We start from the raw sequence: 22,753 nt of genomic DNA on the forward strand, positions 1-22,753 counted from the left end.
CTGGTTGGCGAACAGCCCGCGGTGACCTTCGGAAGCTTGGCAGCGGGGTTCCGCCACCACCAGCCGCCCGGTTACCCACTACTTACCCAAAAAAACAAAGGGCCCAGCCGTTGCCGGCCAGGCCCTTGTCTTAGTTGGTGGAGCCAAACGGGATCGAACCGTTGACCTCTACAATGCCATTGTAGCGCTCTCCCAGCTGAGCTATGGCCCCGAAATCCTTGGGAAGGCGCGAGGTTATAGTTCCTGCCTCGCGCGCTGGCAACAGCCTCTAGCGGTCGCCCTCCTCCTTGTCCTCCACTTCGACATCGACCTCGATATCGTCCTCGTCGTCGAGATCGTCCGCCGCCAGCGCCTCGTCGCCGTCCACGTCGGGCAACTCGTCGCCGTCCAGGTCGTCCACCTTCTTCTTGGCTGCCGCCGCCTTCGCTGCTGCGGCTGCTGCGGCCGCTGCCGCTGCCGCCGTCGCGGCAGCCGCGCCGCGGCCCCGGCGAACCTTCACGAAGTCTTCGCGATCATGCTCACGGCCGCACTTGGGGCATTTGATCGGGCTCTTGCCCAGGTCGTAGAAGCGCGCTGCACAGCTCTGGCAGGTGCGTTTGGTGCCCCAGCTCGCTTTGACCACGCTGAATCTCCTGCAAATAAGCTGGAATCGGCCGAATGGGCCGCGAGGGAGCGCGTATGTCACGCGTCTTTCACCCTGTCAAAACCAAATTCGGGCATGCTACGAGGGCGCCGCGCCGCAATCGCCTTCCGCCCACTTTCGCTGTGGAGACCACCCTGTCCGCTCATGCCGCTCCGGCGAAGCTCATCGCCCGCCCCGTGGACCGGTTGCAGGGCCGCGTCCGGGCCCCCGGCGACAAGTCGGTTTCCCACCGCTCCCTGATGTTCGGCGCCCTCGCGCTGGGCGAAACCCGGATCACCGGCCTGCTGGAGGGTGAGGACGTGCTGGCGACGGCGGCCGCCTTGCGGGCGCTCGGCGCCCAGGTCGAGCACGAAGGCGGCGGTGCATGGCGCGTGCGCGGCTTTGGCGTCGGCGGTGCACGCGAGCCGGACAATGTGCTCGACCTCGGCAATTCCGGGACGTCGGCGCGCCTGCTTTCCGGCATCCTGGCCAGCCATCGCTTCACCAGCTTCATGACCGGGGACGCCTCGCTGCGCCGCCGGCCGATGCAGCGGGTCATCGGGCCGCTGTCGCAGATGGGCGCCCGCTTCGAGGCCCGTGAGGGTGGTCGCATGCCGCTCGCCATCGTCGGTACCGACGAGATGGTGCCGATCGAGTACCGCCTTCCGGTCGCCTCGGCGCAGGTGAAGAGCGCCATCCTGCTGGCGGGCCTGAATACTGCGGGCGAGACCACCGTGATCGAACCCGAGGCCACACGCGACCATACCGAGCGCATGCTGCGCCATTTCGGCGCCGAGGTGCGGGTGGGGCCGGCGGACGGTGGCGGCAAGCGCATCACCGTGGTCGGCTGGCCCGAACTCAAGGCGCGCGACATCGTGGTGCCGGGCGATCCCTCGTCGGCGGCTTTCGCCGTCGTGGCGGCGGTCATCCGGCCGGGCAGCGACGTCACGGTCGAGAATGTCGGTCTCAACCCGCTGCGCGCCGGCCTCTACGACACGCTGCGCGAGATGGGCGCCGACATCACGGCCGAGAACCAGCGTGAGGTCGGCGGCGAGCCGGTGGCCGACCTCCGGGTCAAGGGCGGCGAACTGCACGGTGTCGAGGTCCCGCCCGGGCGCGCGCCGTCGATGATCGACGAGTATCCGATCCTGGCCGTGGCTGCGGCCTGTGCCCGCGGCACCACGCGCATGCTTGGCCTGGCCGAGCTGCGGGCCAAGGAGAGCGACCGGCTGGCCAGTGTGTCGGCCGGTCTCGCGGCCAACGGCGTTCGCCATGAGATGGGCGCCGATACGCTCTTCGTGCACGGCACCGGGGCTGTGCCGGTCGGCGGCGGGACGGTCGTCACCCACCTCGACCATCGCATCGCCATGTCGTTCCTCGTCCTGGGCCTGGCCTCGCGTGACGGGGTCGCCGTCGACGACGGATCGCCGATCGACACCAGTTTCCCGGGCTTCGCCCGGCTGATGGAAGCGCTCGGGGCCAGGATCGAGGCGGCGTGACCAAAGGGCCGGTCATCGCCATCGACGGGCCCGCGGGGGCGGGCAAGGGCACGCTCGCCCGCCGACTGGCCACCCATTTCGGCCTGCCGCACCTCGACACCGGGCTGCTCTACCGGGCCGTCGGGCTGAAAGCGGAGAAGACCGGCGGCTCGCCGGCCGAGATCTCGGCCGGCCTGGAGCCGTCGGACCTGGCCGATCCCGAGCTGCGGACCGACGAGGCGGGCCAGGCCGCGTCGAAAGTCGCCGTAATCCAGCAGGTTCGGGCCAACCTGCTGGATTTCCAGCGGAAATTCGCAGCCCAGGCGACGGGCGCGGTGCTCGACGGGCGGGACACCGGCACCGTCATTTGCCCCGATGCGCCCGTGAAATTATTCGTCACGGCCAGCGTCGAGGCGCGGGCGGAACGGCGGTACCGGGAGTTGCGCGCCAAGGGTGTCGACACTATAAAGCCGCGCGTTCTTGCCGAGATGGCGGAGCGGGACCGTCGCGACAGCGAACGGGCGGCAGCACCACTCAAAGCCGCACCCGATGCTTACCACCTCGATACCAGCGACATGGATGCCGACGCGGCCTTCGCCGCCGCTTTGGCATTCATCGAGCGCAAGGGCTTTCGATCCACCGGGCCGTAAGTCGCCGCCGGCGGATCGAAGACTTCCAGCGGCGACTGCGCCGGGACGTGTCGTCCCTGCGTCGGTGTTTCAAAGGCACTGGATCCGCCGGACTTAACCGGTTGGCCGACGGGGCAAGTGTCCCGGGATCGATGATGGAGAGTTGCATATGGCAAAGGGCAGCGCCCTGCGTAGACCCGCGAACGACACGTCGAGCGACGAGTTCGCATCACTTCTCGACGAATCGCTGGGCGGTTCGACGAGCTTCGAAGGTCAGGTCGTCAAAGGCCGCATCATTCGAATCGCCAACGATTTCGTTACCATCGACGTGGGCTTGAAATCCGAAGGGCGCGTTGCCCTGCGTGAGTTCGCCAACGGCACCGGGGCCCCCGAGGTCAAGGAAGGCGACGTCGTCGACATCTTCGTCGACCGCATGGAGAACAAGGAGGGCGAAGCCGTCCTGTCGCGCGACAAGGCGCGCCGCGAGGAAGCCTGGACCATTCTCGAGAAGGCGTTCACCGACCAGGAGCGTGTCATGGGCACGATCTTCGGCCGTGTTAAGGGCGGCTTCACGGTCGACCTGTCGGGCGCCGTGGCCTTCCTGCCGGGCAGCCAGGTCGACGTGCGTCCGGTGCGCGATGTCGGTCCGCTGATGGGCCAGGCCCAGCAGTTCGCCATCCTCAAGATGGACCGTCGCCGCGGCAACATCGTCGTGTCGCGCCGCGCCGTCATGGAAGAGACCCGCGCCGAGGACCGCACGCGCCTGATGGGCGCGCTGTCGGAGGGCCAGGTGCTCGACGGCGTCGTCAAGAACATCACCGACTACGGCGCGTTCGTGGATCTGGGCGGCGTCGACGGCCTGCTGCACGTCACCGACATCGCCTGGAAGCGCATCAACCACCCGTCGGAAGCCCTCACCATCGGCCAGCAGGTCAAGGTGCAGGTCGTCCGCTTCAACCCCGAGACGCAGCGCATCTCGCTGGGCATGAAGCAGCTCATGAGCGATCCGTGGGACGGCGCGGGGGCCAAGTACCCGGTCGGCCTCAAGCTCAAGGGCCGCGTCACCAACATCACCGACTACGGCGCGTTCGTCGAGCTGGAGCCGGGTGTCGAGGGGCTGGTCCACGTCTCCGAGATGAGCTGGACCAAGAAGAACGTGCACCCCGGCAAGATCGTCTCGACCTCGCAGGAAGTCGAAGTGATGGTGCTGGACGTCGACATGTCCAAGCGCCGCATCTCGCTCGGCCTCAAGCAGTGCATGGCCAACCCGTGGGAGAGCTTCGCCGAGCAGTTCCCGGCCGGTACCGAGCTCGAGGGCGAGGTCCGCAACATCACCGAGTTCGGCCTGTTCGTGGGCCTGCCCGGCGATATCGACGGCATGGTCCATCTCAGCGACCTGAGCTGGGACAAGGCCGGCGAAGAGGCGATCCGCGACTTCAAGAAGGGCGACCAGGTCAAGGTCAAGGTCCTCGACGTCGACATGGACAAGGAGCGCATCTCGCTCGGCATCAAGCAGCTCGCCAACGATCCGTTCGAGAAGGTCGGTGCGGTCGCCAAGAAGGGCGATGTGGTCACCGTCATCGTGGCCGGCATCCAGGACAACGGCATCGACGTCACGGTGCAGGACGGCATCCCCGGCTTCATCCGCAAGACGGAGCTCAGCCGCGACCGCTCCGAGCAGCGTCCCGACCGCTACGCGATCGGCGACAAGCTCGACGCCAAGATCACCAACATCGACAAGGCCTCGCGCCGGGTCGTGCTGTCGGTCAAGGCCCGCGAACTCGACGAGGAGAAGAAGGCGATGGCCGACTTCGGTTCGTCCGACTCGGGCGCCAGCCTGGGCGACATCCTGGGCGCGGCTCTCAAGAAGAGGGCCGAGGCCGACGAGGACGACAAGTAGGTCGTTTTCATCAAGGTTTACGGCAAGGCCGACCCGCAAGGGTCGGCCTTTTCTTTTGGTTTCAAGGGCTTAGGCTTGACGACACCGTTATCCAGTTTAATATCAAGGACTTAACAACTGCTCTGGGCCCGAAACGCCCGCCATGGAAACGCGATGACCAAGTCCGAGCTGATTGCGCGCCTGGCGGCCCGGAATCCGCATCTCTACCAGAGGGATGTCGAGCGGATCGTCGCGACCGTGTTCGATGAGATTTCCAAGGCCCTGGCATCCGGACATCGCGTCGAGTTGCGGGGGTTCGGTGCGTTCTCCGTGAAGAAGCGCGACCCGCGCACCGGTCGCAATCCGCGCACCGGCGAGCAGGTCGCGGTGGCCTCCAAGCGCGTTCCCTATTTCAAGACCGGCAAGGACCTGCGCGACCGGCTGAACAGGGAGGCCGCGCGCGCGGCCGGCCTGCTGCCGCCGGAATCCGCCGACGACGACAAGAAGTAGCGCGCCGGACCGATCGTCCGCCTCGCGTCGCGGGGGCGTGGTGTGGCATGCTCCACCCCTCATGAAGATCCTCTCCCGCGTCCTATTCCTGCTCTTCATCCTGATCGGCGTCCTGGTCGCGGTCAGCAATACGCAGCCGGTGCAGCTCGCGCTGTGGCCGTTGCCGCATATCATCGTCATGCCGGTCTATCTTCTGGTCATCGCCATGCTGATGCTGGGCGTCCTGGCGGGGCTCAGCATGGGCTGGTGGGCCGCCCGTCATCATCGGCGTCGCGCCCGGGAGGCCGGCGGCGAGGCCGCCCGGCTGGACCGCGAAGTCGCCCGCCTCAGGGCCGCACACGTGGTGGCACAGCCGTCGGCGGCCGCCGGCCCGGCTCCGCGCGACCAGCGGGCCCTCGAGCGGCAGAGCGCCCTCGTGGCACCCGAACTCGGCACGCGTGCCACGCGGGGCCCGTTTTCATGAAGGTCCTGTCGGCGGCCGAGATCGACGCCGCCCTGGACGACCTCGCGCTGATCGACCGGCTCGACGGGCTGTTCCGGGCGGGCTGCGAGATGCCCGTCAGGCATCATCATCCGATCCGGGAACCGCTCGGTCCCGGTTCGGTCGATGCCATGCTGCTGCTGATGCCAGCCTGGACCACAGGGGCCTCGGGCCGGGTCGGCGTCAAAGTCGTGACGGTGTTCCCCGACAACGGCAGGCGTTCGCTGCCCTCGATCTACGGCCAGTACCTGCTGCTCGACGGCAGCACGGGCGCGACCCTGGCGCTGCTCGACGGCACGATGCTCACCAAAAGGCGCACCGCCTGCGCCTCGGGCCTCGCCTCGCGTTACCTGTCGCGCGCCGACGCCGCGCGGCTGCTGATGATCGGCACCGGTGCGCTGGCGCCCGAACTGATCCGCGTGCATGCGAAGGTGCGGCCCATCGACGACGTGGCGATCTGGGGCCGCACGGCTGCCCAGGCCGAGGCGCTTGCCGCCAGACTTTCGGTGTCCCTGCCGGCGGCGATCGGCCGTCCCGTGACCGTCCGCGCCGTCGGCGACCGCGAGGCTGCCGTTCGGGACGCCGATATCATCTCCTGCGCCACGCTCTCCACGACGCCCCTGGTCGAGGGCGGCTGGTTGCGCGACGGGCAGCATGTCGACCTGGTGGGCGCCTACACGCCGCAGATGCGCGAGAGCGACGATCGGGCCATGCAGCGGGCCCGCCTCTATGTCGATACCCGTGCCGGCGCGCTGAAGGAGGGTGGCGACATCGTCCAGGCGATCGCCAGCGGGGCCATCGGGTCCGCCGACGTGATCGCCGACCTGTTCGAACTGGCGCGCGGCCTGCAGACCGGCCGAGCGGCCGGCGACGCCACCTCGATCACGCTGTTCAAGTCGGTCGGCGCGGCGCTCGAGGATCTCGCCGCTGCCGAGTTGGCCGTGGAGATGGCCGTCGAGGCTACGGCTCGATAAGCGCGCCCGACGTCTTCAGGGCTTCGATGTCGTCGGCGCTGACGCCGGCCTCGGCCAGCACGGCGCGCGAGTCCTGTCCCTGCAGGGGCGCCATGGACCGGATGGACGGCGGGGTCCTGCTCATGGTCATCGGCGGCTCGACCATCATGATCTCGCCCTCCGACGGGTGCGGATACTTCCTGAAGAGCTTGCGCCAGACGAGGTGCGGATCCTCGAAGAGGTCCGCGGGCTTCGACACCGGGGCGTTCGGGATTTGCGCCTGGTCGAGCAGCCTGACCCATTCGGCCGTGGTCTTCGACGGCGCGAGCGCCTCGACCATGGCGTACATGTCGCCGATGTGCATCGAGCGGGCGTTCATGGTCGAATAGCGTGGGTCCTTCAGCACCTCCGCCCGGCCGATCAGCTCGAAGAAGTTGCGCCAGTGCTTGTCGTTGTAGGGCAGGATCGCCATCCAGCCGTCGAGCGTGCGGTAGGGCTTGCGCGTGCGGGCGAGCAGTCGCGTGTAGCCGACCTCGCCTTCGTCGCTGAAGGTCCGCTCCCACAGATGCTCGACCATCAGCCAGGCCGACATGGTCTCGAACATCGGTACCTCGACGAACTGGCCCTCGCCGGTCCGCTGTCGATGCATCAGGGCCGAAAGGGTCGAAAAGGCGAAGGTGAGACCCACCGTCTTGTCGGCGATGATGGTCGGCGGATAGCGCGGGACGTCGTCGCCGGCTGCGCGGCCCATCAGGTCGGCAATGCCGAAGCGGGCCTGGATGGCATCGTCGTACGCCGGCAGTTTTCCGTAAGGACCCTCTGCCGAATAACCGTAGGCGCCGACATAGACGATGTCGGGCTTCACCTTGCGGATCTCCTCATAGCCCAGACCCAGCGCCTCGATGGCCTGTGGGCGCAGGGCATGAACGAAGGCATCGGCCGTCGCCACGACCTTGAGCAGGGCGGCGCGCGCGTCCTTGTTCTTGAGATCGAGGCAGAGCGAGCGCTTGTTGCGGTTCACGTACAGATAGGTTGGTCCCATGCCCGGGGTCTTGCCGGGTTTGCCGATGTGACGCACCGCATCGCCTTCCGGTGCCTCGACCTTGATGACGTCGGCACCCTGGTCGGCCAGCAGCATCGTGCCGTAGGGGCCGAGGATGATGTTGGTGAGGTCGACGATCCTGATGCCTTCGAGCGCGCCGGGCATTGCCTTGTCCTGTGTCATGGCTGTGTCCGATCACACTGCCATCGCCGTGCCTGCGCGTCATCGTCCTTGCCATTGCGTCGCAGAACTCAGGCGGAAATCCTTGAATGCACGAGGATAATGCCCGGCAGCCGCGAGGCGCTCTCCGATCCTCGAAGCAACAGGTTGCAACAGCCCGGGCAGTTCGCGCTTTCCTGTTCCTAGTCGGTGAGTCAACGACTCGCGCATTCACCTTCGACAAAGAGTGTTATGTGACCGTTGTGCGACGCGCTTGGCCGGTGTAGCGAAGGGGCAGCAAGCCGGGGGGGCGATGCGAAGCAACGTTGCAAAGAAGCAGCTCGAGTCGAAGACTGCGTCGAGTGCGGCATCCAGGCCCTATCGCATCGAAGACCAGATCGGCTACCTGCTGCGACGCGCCCATCAGCGCGCGAGTGCCATCTTCCAGACCGGCATCGGCGATCCCAACATCACGCCGACCCAGTATTCGAGCCTGGCAAAGCTCGATGAATATACCGAGCTGTCGCAGAACCTGCTGGGCCGTCTCGTCGGCATGGACAAGGCCACCATGCAGGGCGTTGTGCGCCGGCTCAAGGAACGCGGCCTCGTCGATTCGCGGCCCGATCCGGGCGACGCGCGCCGTACACTGCTCAGCCTGACGACCGAGGGGCAGCGGCTGATCAACAGGCTGCTGGTGAATGGTCCGGCGGTTTCGCGGGAGACCCTTAAGCCTCTCAATGCCCAGGAACAGAAGCAACTCCTCGATCTTCTGTCGCGGATCATCTGAATCCGACTCATTCGTTTGACTCGCACGTGGCGTGTGTCATCGTACGTACACGAACGATATGGGCGACTATCTCCGACCCCGAGGCCTTGAAGAGGCGCTCCAGGCACTGACCCGGCCTTTCACGGTGCTGGCCGGTGGCACCGACTTCTATCCGGCGCGGGTCGGCCGCGCCGTTGTCGAAGACGTGCTCGACATTGCGGGAATCCCAGCTCTGCGCGGCATTTCCGAGACGTCCGCCGGCTGGCGGCTGGGCGCCACGACGACCTGGAGCGAACTGGTCGAAGCAGACCTGCCGCCGATGTTCGATGGGCTGAAGCAGGCGGCGCGCGAGGTGGGCGGCCGTCAGATCCAGAATGCCGGGACGATCGCGGGGAATATCTGCAACGCCTCGCCGGCGGCCGACGGCGTGCCGGCCCTGCTGGCACTCGACGCGGAGGTGGAGCTTGCGTGCTGCGACGGCTCACGGCGCCTGCCGCTCGCGTCCTTCATCACCGGCGTACGCACGACGGCGCGGCAGCCCGGCGAGCTCGTCGTGGCGCTCCATGTGCCGCGCTCGCGGGCCGAAGCGAGGAGCGCCTTCCTGAAGCTCGGCGCGCGGCGCTACCTCGTGATCTCGATCGCCATGGCTTCGACCTTGGTCGAAGTGGAGGACGGGAAGGTCAAGGCGGCGCGCGTCGCCGTGGGGGCCTGCTCTCCGGTTGCGCAACGCTTGCCGGCCCTGGAGCAGGCGCTGGTCGGGGCGACGGTCGACGCGCATCTCGGCGAACGGGTCGCGCCGTCCCATCTGGCGCCGCTGTCGCCGATCGACGATGTGCGCGGCAGTGCCGGCTATCGCAGCGAGGTGGCCTTGGTCCTGCTGCGCCGGCTGCTGTCGAAGGTCGCCACATGAAGCTCGAGTTCACTCTCAACGGACGCGCAGCAAGCTGGCAGGGCGAGCCGGTCACGCGACTGGCGTCGGCCCTGCGCGACGACCTCGGCGTGACCGGCACCAAGATTGGCTGCGATGCGGGCGACTGCGGTGCCTGTACGGTGCTGCTCGACGGCCGCCAGGTCTGCTCCTGTCTCGTCGCCATGGGCCAGATCGAGGGAAGAACCGTCGAGACGGTCGAAGGTCTTGAAACCGGACCGGACGCGATGGCCGCGCTCCAGCAATCGTTTCTCGATCATGGCGCGGCCCAGTGCGGCATCTGTACGCCCGGCATGCTGATGGCCGCGCAGGAGCTCGTGCGACGGAACAGCAAGCCGAGCCGGTCCGAGGTCGAGGATTTCCTGGGCGGCGTGCTCTGCCGCTGTACCGGCTACGGCAAGATCGTCGATGCGGTGATGGATGTCGTCGCGCCGGTGCCCGCGACCGCACCGGCGGCCGGTGGAGCCGTCGGGTCGCGAATCGTGCGGGTCGACGGTCCGGCCAAGGTCATGGGCCGCGACCTGTTCGGTGCCGATGCCATTCCCCGGGACGCACTCTGGATCCGCGTCATCCGCTCACCTCATGCACGGGCACGCTTCGAACTGGGCGATCTCGAACCGCTGCGCCGGCGTCTCGCGGCGGTGCTGACGGCGGCGGACGTGCCGTTCAACGGCTACGGCATCTATCCCGACATCAAGGATCAACCGGTCCTCGCGGCCGGGCAGGTCCGCTATCGCGGCGAGGCCGTCGTGGCGCTGGTCGGCGAACGGGCCGAAGTGCTGGCGATCCGCGACGACGAGGTGCCGATCACCTGGAAGCCCGAGCCGCCCCTTTCCGGCGTCGATGCCGCGACGGCAAAGGATGCGCCGCTGGTGCAGGCCGACAGACCGGGCAACCTGCTGCTGAAGGGCGGGGTGAAGAGGGGCGATGCGGCGGCAGCTTTCGACGCCTGCGCGGCTGTGGCCGAAGGCACCTTCGAGACCGCGTTCGTCGAGCATGCCTACATCGAACCCGAGGCCGGCTGGGCGTGGCGGGTCGGCGACCGGATCGAGATCCACGCCACCACGCAGACGCCCTACATGGACCGCGACGAGATCGCCAACCTGATGCGGCTGAAGCCGGAGGCCGTGCGCATCGTGCCGACCGCCTGCGGTGGCGGCTTCGGCGGTAAGCTCGACCTCTCGGTCCAGCCGCTGCTTGCCATCGCGGCCTGGACGCTGGGACGTCCCGTGGCGCTGGTCTACACGCGGCCCGAAAGCATGGCGGCCAGCACCAAGCGTCATCCGGCACGCGTGAGCGCGCGTTTCGGCTGCGATGCCGAGGGCAAGCTGATGGCCTGCGACGTGACCGCCCTGTTCGACACCGGCGCCTACGCGTCCTGGGGACCGACCGTCGCCAATCGCGTGCCGGTGCATGCGATGGGTCCGTATGCCATTCCAAACGTGCGGACCTGGGGCGAAGCCTTCTTCACCAACGGCCCGCCGGCCGGCGCCTTCCGTGGGTTCGGCGTGCCGCAGGCCGCCATCGCTCATGAAGCTATGATGGACGAGCTGGCCGACCGGCTCGCCATCGACCGGCTGGAGTTCCGTCATCGCAACGCCTTGCGCGCCGGCGACACGACGGCGACCGGCCAGACGCTCGCCCATTCCGCGGGCCTTGCGCAGTGCCTCGAGGCGCTGCGGCCGCATTGGCGGAGGGCGCATGAGGAAATTGCGGCGTTCAACGCGACGGGCGGTGCGCGTCGCCGCGGCATCGGCATCGGCTGCATGTGGTACGGCATCGGCAACACCTCGATGTCGAACCCCTCACGCATGCGCGTGGGGCTGTCGCCGGCCGGCACGCTGACGCTCTACAGCGGCGCGCTCGACATCGGGCAGGGCAGCAACACCATCATGGTGCAGATCGCCGCCGATGCGGTCGGCCTGCCGGTGGAGCAATTCAAGCTGGTGACGGGCGACACCGATCTCACGGCCGATGCCGGCAAGACCTCGGCCTCGCGCCAGACCTTCGTGTCGGGCAAGGCGGCGGAGAAGGCGGGACAGGATTTGCGCCAGCAGATCCTGCGGCTGGCCAATGCCGGTCCCGACGCGGTCCTGTCGCTCGAAGGTGCGACGCTTTCCGTGCGCGACGGGGCCGAGGTCCGGACCATCGATCTCGCCACATCAGGGCCGCTGATGGGCGAAGGCACCTTCGATCCGCCGACCACGCCGCTCGATGCCGACGGGCAGGGCGTGCCCTATGCGACCTACGCCTTTGCCGCGCAACTGGCCGAGGTCGAGGTCGATGTCGAGCTGGGCACGGTGAAGGTCCTGCGCATCGTGGCCGCGCACGATGTCGGGCGGGCGATCAATCCAACCCTGGTCGAGGGCCAGATCCAGGGCGGCGTGGCGCAGGGGCTGGGCCTCGCGCTGATGGAGGAATACCTGCCAGGCCGCACCGAGAACCTGCACGACTATCTCATCCCGACCGTGGGCGACGTGCCCGAGATCGAATGCCTCCTGATCGAGGATCGCGAGCCGTTGGGCCCTTCGGGCGCCAAGGGGATCGGAGAGCCGGCCCTTGTGCCGACGGCGCCCGCCATCCTGGGCGCGGTCCATCACGCGACAGGTGTGAGGGTCCATCGCGTCCCGCTGCTGCCGCACCGCCTGCGCGAGGCGATCGTGGCGCTCGAAAGGAATCGGACATGAGCGACAACATCTCGCTCTCGGAGGCCGAACGCAGCGCCGGCATCGTGCGCTGCGACGCCTGTCCCGTCCTGTGCCGCATCCGGCCCGGCCGCGCCGGCGCCTGCGACCGCTATGCCAACGAGAACGGCGCGCTGATACGGGTCGATCCCCTTGTGCTGCTGGCCAAGCCCGATCTTGCCCGCGTCGCCTTCGTCGAGGGCAGCGAGGCCTGGCGCGGCGAACTTGGGAAGGGCGAGGGCGCCTTCGTCACCGGCATCGGCGCCACCACCACCTATCCCGACTACAAGCCCGCCCCCTTCATCGTCTCGTCGAAGCATGATGGCGTCGACATGGTGACGGTCGTGACCGAGGGGATCTTCAGCTACTGCGGCGTCAAGGTGAAGATCGACACCGACCGCTATCTCGGCCCCGAGCAGGCGACGGTGCGCGTCAAGGGAGAGGCGGTGGGCCATGTCACCACGGCCGAATACGGCTCGCAGATGCTGTCGCTGGGCGGCGTCCACCATCTCACCGGCGGCAGCAAGAAAGAGGGCGTCGTCACTTGCGACACGCTGCTGGCGCTGTGCAATCGCGAGGCCGTCGAACTCACCATCGACGGCGGCTCGACGGTGGTGGTGCAGGCCGACAAGCCGCCGGTGGTGAACGGCACGCTCGAGGAGCGCATGCGGGTCGGCTGCGGTTCGGCCGCCATCGGCATGTTCGCGCCACAATGGAAGGACCATGTCGACGAGGTGATCGTGGTCGACGACCACATCACCGGCGTGCTGAGCGAGCACCAGGGCGGCGCCTTCCTCGACATGAAACCCGCCGGCATCCGTGTGCGCGGCCGCCGCTCGACGCCGGGGCGCTACTTCCAGGTGGCGGAGCCGGGGCTGGGCTGGGGCGGCACGAACGTCAGCGATCCGCTGGAGATCATCGAGAGGATCGATCCGAAGCAGGCCTGGCCGGGGCTCAAGCTGCTCATGGTCTCGACGACCGGCGAGCATTCGGCATGGTTCACGCTCGACGAGGCGTTGAAACCGCAGCCCGCCGAGATGCCCGCGCCGGTGCGTCACGTCGTGGAACGCATCGCCGAGAATTGCGAGCCCGCTCTGTGCACCGTTCTGTTCATGGCCGGTGCCGGCGGGTCGCTGCGGGCCGGCGTCACCGAGAACCCGGTGCGGCTCACGCGCTCGGTGCGTGACACGCTGACCAAGGTCACCCTGGGCGGCGCGCCGGCCTTCATCTGGCCGGGCGGCGGCATCACCCTGATGGTCGACGTGGCGCGCATGCCGGAGAACTCCTTCGGCTACGTGCCGACGCCGGCGCTGGTCGCGCCCATCGAGTTCACCCTGCGCGCCGACGACTACGCAGCGCTGGGCGGCTACGCTTCGCGCGCGGTCACCCTCGAAGAAGTTTTGGCCCATCACAAGGTGCGGGTCGAATGAGCGCCGTGGCCGCCCGCCTCGGCGACGGACGTCTGCACCTGCAGCATGGTCCGATCGATCTCATCGTCGAGGCGTTCGGCGCAAGCGACGAGGTCGAGCGCGCCTATGGGCAGGCGGTCGAGCGCTTCGGCGACATCCTGCCGACATTGGTCGGCGAGCTTCGCGTGTTGCGCCGGCCGGTCGGCGCGGCCCATCCGCTGCTGCAGGGTCCGGTGGCGCGGCGCATGGCCGAAGCCGTGTGGCCGCATCGCGCCCGCTATATCACGCCGATGGCCGCCGTCGCCGGCGCCGTCGCCGACGAGATGCTGGAGGCGCTGGTCCGTGGCCGCAGGCTCGACAAGGCCTATGTAAACGATGGCGGTGACATCGCGATCCATCTGACGCCGGGTCAGAGCTTGCGCGCCGGTATCGTCGCGGATTCAACCTCTTCCCCATTCAGATGGGGAAGCGCCCCGTCATACGGGGCGATGGGGTCATGCGCGGCGCCACCGCAAGGGCTGACCCCTCCGTCGGCTGGCGGCTTGGTTACAAGCCGCGATACGCCGCCACCTCCCCATTTGAAGGGGGAGGCAGGCGACAAGACATTGGACGGCGTGGCTCTTCTCACGCTCGAGCGGCCGGTGCGCGGGATAGCGACCTCGGGCCGGGGTGGGCGGTCGTTCTCGCTGGGCATCGCGGAGTCTGTGACCGTGCTGGCCGCCACGGCGGCGGCGGCCGATGCCGCGGCAACGATGATCGCCAACGAAGTGAACGCCGATCATCCGGCCATCGAGCGCCGGCCCGCATGCTCACTCGATCCGGACAGCGACCTCGGCGAGCTGCCTGTGACGGTGGCGGTCGGTGACTTGCCAGCGGAGATCGTGGCGGTGGCCCTCGATCGCGGACTCGCGGAAGCCCGGCGGCTCAGGCTCTGCGGCCTGATCGACAGCGCAGCTCTGTCGTTTCGGGGACAATGGCGAATTGAAGCGGGCGGCACGCCGCTTGCTCTATCGGAGGCGGGATGAGCAATCTGGTGAAGGTGCGGAAATACGTGGCGACGGTCGAGGAGACGCTCCACGACTTTGGCCCGGTCCTGGCGCGTCCGGTGACCAAGGCCGTGGTCGGCGGAGTCATCGCCAATCCCTATGCCGGCCGCCACGAGGCCGACATCCAGCCGATGATGAAGGCGCTGGAACCGCTCGCGGTCGATCTCACGGAACGCGTGATGAAGATGCTGGGCGCCAAGGGCTCCGAGCTGGAAGCCTACGGGAAGGGCGCCATCGTCGGGCTGAACGGCGAGCTGGAACATGCCGCGCTGTGGCATCAGCCCAGCGGCTTCGGCATCCGTCACGCCATGGGCGGCGCCAAGTCGATCGTGCCCTCGACCGTGAAGGTCGCGACGGCCGGTGCGCGAATCGATATTCCGCTGCATCACGTGACGGCGGCCTATGTACGTAGCCATTTCGACGCCATCGAATTCTGCGTGCCCGACGGGCCACGCCCGGACGAGATCGTCTTCATCGTCGCCGCCTCGATCGGGGGGCGGCCCCATGCGAGAGTCGGCGGACTGATGCCGGCCGAGATCAAGCTGGGAGACGGGCAACGATGAACGACGATGCGCTGGCCGCGGCCCTGAAGGCGATGGATGACTATATCGGCGGCCTCAACCGCGGCGACGAGCCGGCCGTCAACGACGCCTGCAATTTCCCGCATGTGCGGCTGGCCGGCGGCAAGGTCGTCGTCTGGCCGAACCGTGGCGACTACAAGCTCGGCGATTTCGTCGCCCGGGCCGGCGACGGCTGGCACCACAGCACCTGGGACGAGCGCACGCCGATTCATGTCGGCCGTGACAAGGTCCATCTCAAGGTGAAGTTCAGCCGCTGGCGCGAGGACGGTTCGCTGCTCGGCGTCTTCGAGACGATCTACATCGTGACCCTGCAGGACGGTCACTGGGGAATACAGGCACGGTCGAGCTTCGCCGACTGAGCGCTTGTGGGAGAGGGGCCGGCCTCGCTAGGGTCGGTTCACAGGGAATGTTTCACTTATTGAGAAGGGGGATGTCATGCTGACCCGCAATCGCCTGCTCGCCGGCACCGCCGCGCTCGTGGCGCTGTCGCTCGTCGGACCGGCTGCCGCGCAGGCACCGATCAAGATCGGCGAACTCAACAGCTACAAGGTCTTTCCGGCCTTCCTCGAACCCTACAAGAAGGGCATCGAGCTGGCGGTCGAGGAGGTCAATGCCGCGGGCGGCGTGCTCGGGCGCAAGATCGAGGTCGTGAGCCGCGACGACAACGGCAATCCCGGCGATGCTGTGCGTGTCGCCGAGGAGCTGCTGAGCCGCGAGGGTGCCGCGTTCCTGATCGGCACCTTCCCGTCGCATGTCGGCCTCGCCGTCGCCGACTTCGCCAAGCAGCGCAAGGTTCTGTTCATCGCCGCCGAGCCGCTGTCCGACAAGATCGTCTGGGACCAGGGCAATGCCTACACGTTCCGCCTGCGCACCTCGACCTACATGCAGACGGCGATGCTCATTCCCGATGCCGTCAAGCTCAAGAAGAAGCGCTGGGCGATCGTCTATCCGAACTATGAGTACGGCCAGTCGGCGACGGCTGCCTTCAAGAAGCTGCTGAAGGAGAAGCAGCCCGACGTCGAGTTCGTCGCCGAGCAGGCGACGCCGCTGGGCAAGATCGATGCGGGCGCCGTGGCGCAGGCCCTGGCCGACGCCAAGCCCGACGCGATCTTCTCCTCGCTGTTCGGTCCCGACCTCGCCAAGTTCGTGCGCGAGGGCCAGACCCGCGGCCTGTTCAAGGGCGTCGAGGTCTTCAACCTGCTGGCGGGCGAGCCGGAATACCTCGATCCGCTCAAGGAGGAGTCGCCCGAGGGCTGGTACGTCACCGGCTATCCGTGGAGCGAGCTCAAGACACCCGAGCACACCAAGTTCCTCAACGCCTACCAGGCCAAGTTCAAGGATTATCCGCGGCTGGGCTCGGTGGTCGGCTATGCGACGGTGATGTCGGCGGCCGAGGCGATCAAGAAGGCGGGCTCGCTCGACCAGGGGAAGCTCGTTGCCGCCATGAAGGGCCTCACGCTGATGACGCCCTTCGGCATGATCGAGTACCGGCCGATCGACCATCAGTCGACCATGGGCGCCTATGTCGGCCAGATCGGCGTGAAGGACGGCAAGGGCTACATGAAGAACTGGCGCTTCGTCGACGGCAAGGACGCCCTGCCGAGCGACGCCGACGTCCAGAAGATGCGGCCGAAGAACTGACGGCAAGCTGTCATCCCGAACGAAGTGAGGGACCTTTGGGCTACCCTGAAAGGTCCCTCGCCGTGCTCGGGATGACATTCTCGCCTTCCTCGGCCATCGCGTGACCCTCGCTTCCATCCTCATCCAGCTGCTGAATGGGCTGGCGGCCGCCGCGTCGCTGTTCCTGGTGTCGGCCGGCCTGTCGCTGATCTTCGGCGTCACGCGGATCGTGAATTTCGCGCACGGCTCGCTCTACATGCTGGGCCTCTACGGCGCCTACTCGCTGATCGAGTTCTTCGGACGCACGCCGCTGGGATTCTGGGGCGCCGTCGTGTTGGCCGCTCTTGCCGTCGGGCTGGTCGGTGTCCTGATCGAGGTACTGGTGCTGCGGCGCATCTATCGCGCGCCGGAGCTGTTCCAGTTGCTGGCGACCTTCGCGGTCGTGCTGGTGATCAAGGACATCGCGCTCTTCACCTGGGGCGCCGAGGATCTGGTCGGGCCGCGCGCGCCTGGCCTGTCGATGGCGGTCGAGATCATGGGGCGGCGAATCCCGGCCTATGACCTGCTGCTGATCGCCATCGGTCCCGTCGTGCTGGCACTTCTCTGGCTGCTGCTGACGCGCACGCGCTGGGGGGCGCTGGTGCGCGCCGCGACCCAGGACCGCGAGATGGTCGGAGCGCTGGGCGTCGACCAGGCCAAGCTCTTCACCTCGGTGTTCTTCGTGGGCTCGGTCCTCGCAGGGCTGGGCGGCGCGCTGCAGATCCCGCGCGAGCCGGCCAATCTCGAACTCGACCTCGCCATCATCGCCGATGCCTTCGTGGTCACGGTGGTGGGCGGGCTGGGCAGCATCGGCGGCGCCTTCCTGGCCGCCATCATCATCGGCGTCGCCAAGGCCTTCTGCATCGGCATCGGCACCGTGACCTGGTTCGGCTTCGAGATTTCCTTCTCCAAGCTCACGCTGGTGGTCGAGTTCCTGATCATGGCGCTGGTGCTGGTCGTGCGGCCCTACGGGCTGCTGGGCAAGCCGCAGGCCGCGCAGCGGGCGGCCGAACCGGCGCCGCGGCTGCAGGTGCCGTCCTGGACCTTCGCGCTGGTCTGGCTGGCGCTGCTCGCCCTCGTGCCTTTGGTTGCCGACCGCTACACCACGATCCTGCTGACCGACATCGTCTGCTTTGCACTCTTCTCGGTCTCGCTCCATTTCATCATGGGCCCGGCCGGCATGGTTTCGTTCGGCCACGCAGCCTATTTCGGCATCGGCGCCTATGCGGCGGGCCTGCTGATGAAGCGTTTCGGCCTGCCGATGGAAGCCGCCCTTCTGCTGGCGCCGCTGGTCGCCGGCCTGTTCGCCATCGTCTACGGCTGGTTCTGCGTGCGGCTCTCGGGCGTCTACCTCGCCATGCTGACGCTCGCCTTCGCGCAGATCAGCTGGTCGATCGTCTTCCAGTGGGATTCAATGACGGGCGGCAGCAACGGTGTCTTCGGCGTCTGGCCGTCGGCCTGGCTCGCCGACAAGACCACCTACTACTATCTCGCACTCGTCCTGTGCGGCGCCGGCATCGTCTTCCTGTGGCGCGTGCTGTTCTCGCCGTTCGGCTATGCCCTGCGGGCCGGCCGCGACTCGCCGCTGCGAGCCGAGGCGATCGGCATCGACCTGCGTGGCTTCCAATGGGCGGCCTTCGTGCTGGTGGGCGCGCTGGCCGGTCTCGCGGGCGCGGTCTACGCCTTCTCCAAGGGCAGCATCTCGCCCTCCAGCATCTCGATCGCGCAATCGACCGACGGGCTCATCATGGTCCTGCTGGGCGGCGTCGAAACCCTGACGGGCCCGGTGGTCGGCGCGGCGATCTTCACCTGGCTGCGCGACGTCGTGGCCCGCAACACCGAATTCTGGCGCGCCGTGATGGGCGGCGTGATCCTGCTGATCGTGCTCCTGTTCCCGCAGGGGCTGGTCGGCGGCCTGAAGGCGCTGGTCGCGCGCTGGCGGGAGCAGCGGGCATGAGTCCCACGATCCTGCAGGTCGAAGGGTTGCACAAGGCGTTCGGCGGCGTCCAGGCGGTGGCCGACGTCTCCTTCGCCGTGTCGGCCGGCGAGATGCTGGCGCTGATCGGGCCCAACGGGGCGGGCAAGAGCACCTGCTTCAACATGCTGAACGGCCAGCTCACGCCCGACTCCGGCATCGTCCGCCTCGAAGGCCGCGACATCGTCGGTCTGCGCCCGCGCGCCATCTGGCGGCTGGGCGTCGGCCGCACCTTCCAGATCACCGCCACCTTCGCCTCGCTCAGCGTCCGCGAGAACGTGCAGATGGCGCTCTATTCCCATGCCGGCCGGCTGCGCTCGCTGCTGTCGCGCTTCGGCGCGGCGTTCGGTGGGGAAGCCGATGCGCTGCTCGACCAGGTCGGCATGCTCGACCAGGCGGAGCGGACCTGCGGCGTGCTGGCCTATGGCGACCTGAAGCGGGTCGAGCTCGCCATCGCGCTCGCCAACGAGCCGCGCCTGCTGCTTATGGACGAGCCGACCGCCGGCATGGCGCCCAAGGAGCGCGTCGCGCTGATGGAGCTGACGGCGCGGCTGGCGCGGGCGCGCAACATCGCGGTCCTGTTCACCGAGCACGACATGGACGTGGTGTTCAGCCAGGCCGACCGCATCATCGTGCTCGACCGGGGCGTGCTGATCGCCGGCGGCACGCCGCCGGAAGTCCGGGCCAATCCCAATGTGCGCGCGGTCTATCTCGGGAGCGCGCATTGACGGCCCCGCCGATGCTCGAGGTCAAGGACCTGCACGCCTTCTATGGCCGCGCCCATATCCTGCACGGCATTTCGCTCGAGGTGCGCGCGGGCGAGGTCGTGGCGCTGCTCGGCCGCAACGGCGCGGGCAAGTCGACGGCGATGAAGGCCATCATGGGGCTGGTGCCGCCGGCCCGCGGCGAGGTGAGCTTCGCCGGCCAGCGCATCGAGCGCCTGCCGCCGTACCGCATCGCGCGCCTTGGCCTCGGGTACGTGCCCGAGGAACGACGCATCTTCACCGAACTGTCGGTGATGGAGAATCTCGAAGTCGGGCGTCAGGCCGCGCGGGCCGGCGTGCCGCTCTGGACGGAAGACAAGCTCTTCGCGCTCTTTCCGAACCTGGCCCGCATGCGCGAACGGCCGGGCGGGCGCATGTCAGGCGGCGAGCAGCAGATGCTCACCATTGCCCGTACCCTGATGGGCAATCCGAGCTGCGTGCTGCTCGACGAGCCGTCGGAGGGGCTGGCGCCCATCATCGTCGAGGAGATGGCCAATTCCATCCGGGCGCTGAAGGGCGAGGGTGTGTCGGTGATCCTGTGCGAACAGAACCTGCATTTCGCGCTGGGCGTCGCCGACCGCGCCTACATCATCGAAAAGGGCCAGATCCGCTTCGGTGGTTCCATGGCCGAGCTGGCGGCCAACGAGTCCCTCCGCGAACAATATCTTTCGGTTTGAACCCATGTCCGCCAAGAGCTCATTTACCGTCGGCATCGATGTCGGCGGCACCTTCACCGACCTGCTGGCGATCGATCCGGCCACCAACGAGGTGAGGCTCGCCAAGGTGCCGACCACCGTCGACAATCAAGCGATCGGCTTCATGGAGGCGCTGGCGGCGGCGGGACTGGATCCGGCGCTGCTCCAGGCGGTCGTGCATGGCACGACGACGACCACGAACGCGCTGCTCGAACGCAAGATCGCCAAGGTCGGGCTCATCACGACGAAGGGCTTCCGCGACGTGCTGGAGCTGGGCCGCCGCACGCGGCCTCAGGCTTACGGCCTGCGCGGCACCTTCACGCCGCTGATCGACCGCGAGGTGCGGCTCGAAGTCCCCGAGCGCATGGATGCCGACGGCAAGGTCCTGACGGCGCTCGACGAGGCCGCCGTCGCCGACGCCGCCAAGAAGCTGTTGGTGGCGGGTTGCGAGGCCGTCGTCATCCATTTCCTGCACAGCTACATCAACCCGGCGCATGAGCGGCGCGCCGCCGAGATCGTGCGCGGGCTTTGGCCGAATGCCTATGTCACGGCGGGCCATGCCATCCTGTCGGAGTACCGCGAGTACGAGCGCGGCGTGACCGCGGCTGTGAATGCTTCCGTGCAACCGGTACTCGACCGTTACCTGTCGCGCCTGCGCACGGAGCTGAAAGCCAAGGGCTACGACCGCGATCTGCTGGTGATGCAGGGCAATGGCGGCACGATCTCTTCGCAGCTCATCGCCGAGGCGGCGGTGAACACGGTGATGTCCGGCCCGGCCTCGGGCGTGATGGCGGCGGCCTATACCGGTCGCGCCTCGGGCCATCCCAACCTGATCACCTACGACATGGGCGGCACCTCGACCGATGTCGGCCTGATCGAGAATGCCGTGCCGCAGGTGTCGGGCGAGCTCGAACTCGAATATGCGATGCCGATCCACGTGCCGATGGTCGACGTCCACACGATCGGCGCCGGCGGCGGTTCCATCGCCTCGGTCGATGCGGCCGGCATGCTGCGGGTCGGGCCGGAGAGCGCGGGCGCCCGGCCCGGTCCGATCTGCTACGGCCGCGGCGGCTCGGAGCCCACCATCACCGACGCCAACCTGGTGCTGGGCCGGCTCAATCCCGACAAGCTCTTGGGCGTCGACCATCCGGTGACGCTCGATCATGTGCGCGCGCTGGTGCTGGAGAAGGTCGGCCAGCGGCTCGGCCTCGATGCCGAGGCGGCGGCTGCCGCCATCCTGCGCATCGCCAACGACCGCATGGCCGGCGCCGTGCGTCTCGTGTCGCTGTCGCGCGGCCACGATCCGCGCGACTTCGCACTCTTCGCCTTCGGCGGCGCGGGCCCGCTGCATGCGACCGCGCTGGCGCGCGAACTCGGCATCCCGACCGTGCTGGTGCCGGCGCGGCCCGGCATCACCAATGCGCTGGGCTGCGTCGTGGCCGACCTGCGCCACGACTATGTGCGCACCGTGAACAAGCCTTTGTCCGCGGTCGACGACGCCACGGTGGCGCGCATCTATGCCGAGCAGGCGGCCGAAGGAGAGGCCACGATCGCGCGCGAGGGCGTGCCGGTGCGCGAGCTGCGCCGCGTCCTGTCGGCCGACATGCAGTTCCAGGGGCAGAGCCACATCCTGTCGGTCGGCGTCGACAGCGCCGGCATCGGTGTTGCCGGCCTGCACAAGGCCTTCGCCGCCGCCTACTGGCGCCGCTTCGGCATCGAGCTGCCGGAGATCCCGCCGGTGCTCGTCAACCTGCACACCGCCGTGATCGGCGTGCGCCCGGAAATCTCGCTGGCCGCGCTGGCCGCCACCGATCGCGCACCGACGCTCGCGGCCGCTAAGCTCGGCGCCCGTCGCGTCTGGTTCAGCGACGGCTGGCACGAGACGCCGGTCTATGCCCGCGAGAAGCTGCCGCTCGATGCGGCCTTCGAGGGGCCGGCGATCCTCGAACAGCTCGACTGCACCACCGTCGTCGAACCGGGCGACAACGTCCGGCAGGACAGGCTCGGCAATTTGCTGATATCAGTCGGCTAACGAATAAATCCGGAGGAAACGAAGATGAAGGTGACGGACGTCGTCTGCCATATCCTGAGCTGCAAGGTCGACAAGCCGTTTGTCTCGGCGCGTGGCTGGGTCTACGGCACGCGCTCGACCTGCCTGGTCGAGATCTCGACCGACGAGGGCATCACCGGGTGGGGCGAATGCTACGGCCCGGCCGCCGTCGCCAAGACCTTCGTCGAGACGCAGTACAAGGCGAGGGTGATCGGCCGCGATCCGTTCGACGTCGAGGCGATCTGGGAAGACCTCTACAACAGGATCAAGGACTACGGCACGACCGGCATGGCGATCTCGGCCATCTCCGGCATCGACATCGCGCTGTGGGACATCATGGGCCGCGCCGTGAACAAGCCGGTGCACAAGCTGATCGGCGGCGCCTATCGCACCGAGGTGATTCCCTACGCGACCGGTCTCTACTTCATCGACATGAATCGCCT

Annotated in this window: 20 protein-coding genes, 1 tRNA gene and 1 pseudogene; 19 read left to right on the forward strand and 3 right to left on the reverse strand. The window is 67.9% G+C overall.

Annotated features, from left to right (window positions below):
• Nucleotides 1-135 precede the first annotated feature (135 nt).
• Nucleotides 136-211 (reverse strand) — tRNA-Ala (locus Q7V45_RS13230).
• 57 nt (nucleotides 212-268) lie between these two features.
• Nucleotides 269-622, reverse strand: coding sequence for a TIGR02300 family protein (locus Q7V45_RS13235; RefSeq protein WP_304852658.1), 354 nt, complete (start codon nucleotides 620-622; stop codon nucleotides 269-271).
• Nucleotides 623-777: 155 nt separating this feature from the next.
• Here Q7V45_RS13235 and aroA point away from each other — a divergent pair, with 155 nt between their 5' ends.
• The 6 genes from aroA (at nucleotide 778) to Q7V45_RS13265 (ending at nucleotide 6,573) form a co-directional block, all read left to right on the forward strand.
• Entirely contained in the window at nucleotides 778-2,121 is a 1,344-nt protein-coding gene (gene aroA / locus Q7V45_RS13240) for a 3-phosphoshikimate 1-carboxyvinyltransferase (protein WP_370692599.1), read from the forward strand.
• Nucleotides 2,118-2,750: a d(CMP) kinase gene (locus tag Q7V45_RS13245; protein ID WP_304852660.1), complete on the forward strand. Its 633-nt coding sequence runs from the start codon at nucleotides 2,118-2,120 to the stop codon at nucleotides 2,748-2,750. The genes aroA and Q7V45_RS13245 overlap by 4 nt, the downstream gene beginning before the upstream one ends.
• A 148-nt stretch (nucleotides 2,751-2,898) precedes the next feature.
• The gene (gene rpsA, locus Q7V45_RS13250) at nucleotides 2,899-4,629 is read left to right on the forward strand and encodes a 30S ribosomal protein S1 (protein ID WP_304852662.1); all 1,731 of its coding nucleotides are present in this window, start codon (nucleotides 2,899-2,901) and stop codon (nucleotides 4,627-4,629) included.
• 153 nt (nucleotides 4,630-4,782) lie between these two features.
• Nucleotides 4,783-5,118, forward strand: coding sequence for an integration host factor subunit beta (gene ihfB, locus Q7V45_RS13255; protein ID WP_304852664.1), 336 nt, complete (start codon nucleotides 4,783-4,785; stop codon nucleotides 5,116-5,118).
• 61 nt (nucleotides 5,119-5,179) lie between these two features.
• Nucleotides 5,180-5,581 carry a LapA family protein gene (locus tag Q7V45_RS13260; RefSeq protein ID WP_304852666.1) on the forward strand — a complete coding sequence of 134 codons (402 nt, stop codon included), beginning with the start codon at nucleotides 5,180-5,182 and terminating at the stop codon, nucleotides 5,579-5,581.
• Nucleotides 5,578-6,573 (forward strand): ornithine cyclodeaminase family protein, encoded by a 996-nt coding sequence (locus tag Q7V45_RS13265; protein ID WP_304852668.1) that lies wholly within the window; start codon nucleotides 5,578-5,580, stop codon nucleotides 6,571-6,573. Before Q7V45_RS13260 ends, Q7V45_RS13265 begins: the two co-directional genes overlap by 4 nt.
• Here Q7V45_RS13265 and Q7V45_RS13270 read toward each other — a convergent pair.
• Nucleotides 6,560-7,777, reverse strand: coding sequence for a CaiB/BaiF CoA-transferase family protein (locus tag Q7V45_RS13270; RefSeq protein WP_304852670.1), 1,218 nt, complete (start codon nucleotides 7,775-7,777; stop codon nucleotides 6,560-6,562). The two genes, Q7V45_RS13265 and Q7V45_RS13270, sit on opposite strands and share 14 nt — an antisense overlap.
• A 289-nt stretch (nucleotides 7,778-8,066) precedes the next feature.
• On the opposite strand from Q7V45_RS13270, the gene Q7V45_RS13275 reads away from it, so the two are divergent.
• From Q7V45_RS13275 to Q7V45_RS13335, 13 genes and pseudogenes are all read left to right on the forward strand, one after another.
• Nucleotides 8,067-8,540 carry a MarR family winged helix-turn-helix transcriptional regulator gene (locus Q7V45_RS13275; protein WP_304852672.1) on the forward strand — a complete coding sequence of 158 codons (474 nt, stop codon included), beginning with the start codon at nucleotides 8,067-8,069 and terminating at the stop codon, nucleotides 8,538-8,540.
• Nucleotides 8,541-8,598: 58 nt separating this feature from the next.
• Nucleotides 8,599-9,429 (forward strand): xanthine dehydrogenase family protein subunit M, encoded by an 831-nt coding sequence (locus Q7V45_RS13280; protein WP_304852674.1) that lies wholly within the window; start codon nucleotides 8,599-8,601, stop codon nucleotides 9,427-9,429.
• Nucleotides 9,426-12,134, forward strand: a complete 2,709-nt coding sequence (locus Q7V45_RS13285; RefSeq protein ID WP_304852676.1) for a molybdopterin cofactor-binding domain-containing protein — start codon at nucleotides 9,426-9,428, stop codon at nucleotides 12,132-12,134. Before Q7V45_RS13280 ends, Q7V45_RS13285 begins: the two co-directional genes overlap by 4 nt.
• Nucleotides 12,131-13,561, forward strand: a complete 1,431-nt coding sequence (locus Q7V45_RS13290; protein ID WP_304852678.1) for a 6-hydroxynicotinate reductase — start codon at nucleotides 12,131-12,133, stop codon at nucleotides 13,559-13,561. The genes Q7V45_RS13285 and Q7V45_RS13290 overlap by 4 nt, the downstream gene beginning before the upstream one ends.
• Nucleotides 13,558-14,565, forward strand: coding sequence for a UPF0280 family protein (locus Q7V45_RS13295; RefSeq protein ID WP_304852680.1), 1,008 nt, complete (start codon nucleotides 13,558-13,560; stop codon nucleotides 14,563-14,565). The genes Q7V45_RS13290 and Q7V45_RS13295 overlap by 4 nt, the downstream gene beginning before the upstream one ends.
• The gene (locus Q7V45_RS13300) at nucleotides 14,562-15,149 is read left to right on the forward strand and encodes an amino acid synthesis family protein (RefSeq protein WP_304852682.1); all 588 of its coding nucleotides are present in this window, start codon (nucleotides 14,562-14,564) and stop codon (nucleotides 15,147-15,149) included. The genes Q7V45_RS13295 and Q7V45_RS13300 overlap by 4 nt, the downstream gene beginning before the upstream one ends.
• Nucleotides 15,146-15,526 carry a hypothetical protein gene (locus Q7V45_RS13305; RefSeq protein ID WP_304852684.1) on the forward strand — a complete coding sequence of 127 codons (381 nt, stop codon included), beginning with the start codon at nucleotides 15,146-15,148 and terminating at the stop codon, nucleotides 15,524-15,526. The genes Q7V45_RS13300 and Q7V45_RS13305 overlap by 4 nt, the downstream gene beginning before the upstream one ends.
• A gap of 76 nt (nucleotides 15,527-15,602) precedes the next feature.
• A complete protein-coding gene (locus Q7V45_RS13310) occupies nucleotides 15,603-16,808 on the forward strand; it encodes an ABC transporter substrate-binding protein (protein WP_304852686.1) in 1,206 nt (401 codons plus the stop codon).
• 100 nt (nucleotides 16,809-16,908) lie between these two features.
• Nucleotides 16,909-18,783, forward strand: a complete 1,875-nt coding sequence (locus Q7V45_RS13315; RefSeq protein WP_304852688.1) for an ABC transporter permease — start codon at nucleotides 16,909-16,911, stop codon at nucleotides 18,781-18,783.
• Entirely contained in the window at nucleotides 18,780-19,529 is a 750-nt protein-coding gene (locus tag Q7V45_RS13320) for an ABC transporter ATP-binding protein (RefSeq protein WP_304852690.1), read from the forward strand. Before Q7V45_RS13315 ends, Q7V45_RS13320 begins: the two co-directional genes overlap by 4 nt.
• Nucleotides 19,530-19,540: 11 nt before the next feature.
• The gene (locus tag Q7V45_RS13325) at nucleotides 19,541-20,242 is read left to right on the forward strand and encodes an ABC transporter ATP-binding protein (RefSeq protein ID WP_304852697.1); all 702 of its coding nucleotides are present in this window, start codon (nucleotides 19,541-19,543) and stop codon (nucleotides 20,240-20,242) included.
• 4 nt (nucleotides 20,243-20,246) lie between these two features.
• Nucleotides 20,247-22,292, forward strand: a complete 2,046-nt coding sequence (locus Q7V45_RS13330) for a hydantoinase/oxoprolinase family protein (RefSeq protein ID WP_304852692.1) — start codon at nucleotides 20,247-20,249, stop codon at nucleotides 22,290-22,292.
• A gap of 24 nt (nucleotides 22,293-22,316) precedes the next feature.
• Nucleotides 22,317-22,753 (forward strand): annotated as a pseudogene (locus tag Q7V45_RS13335) (mandelate racemase/muconate lactonizing enzyme family protein); the annotation flags it as partial.

Origin of the sequence: Reyranella sp., assembly GCF_030651995.1 — a bacterium.
In the GTDB taxonomy this organism is placed as follows: Bacteria; Pseudomonadota; Alphaproteobacteria; order Reyranellales; family Reyranellaceae; genus Reyranella.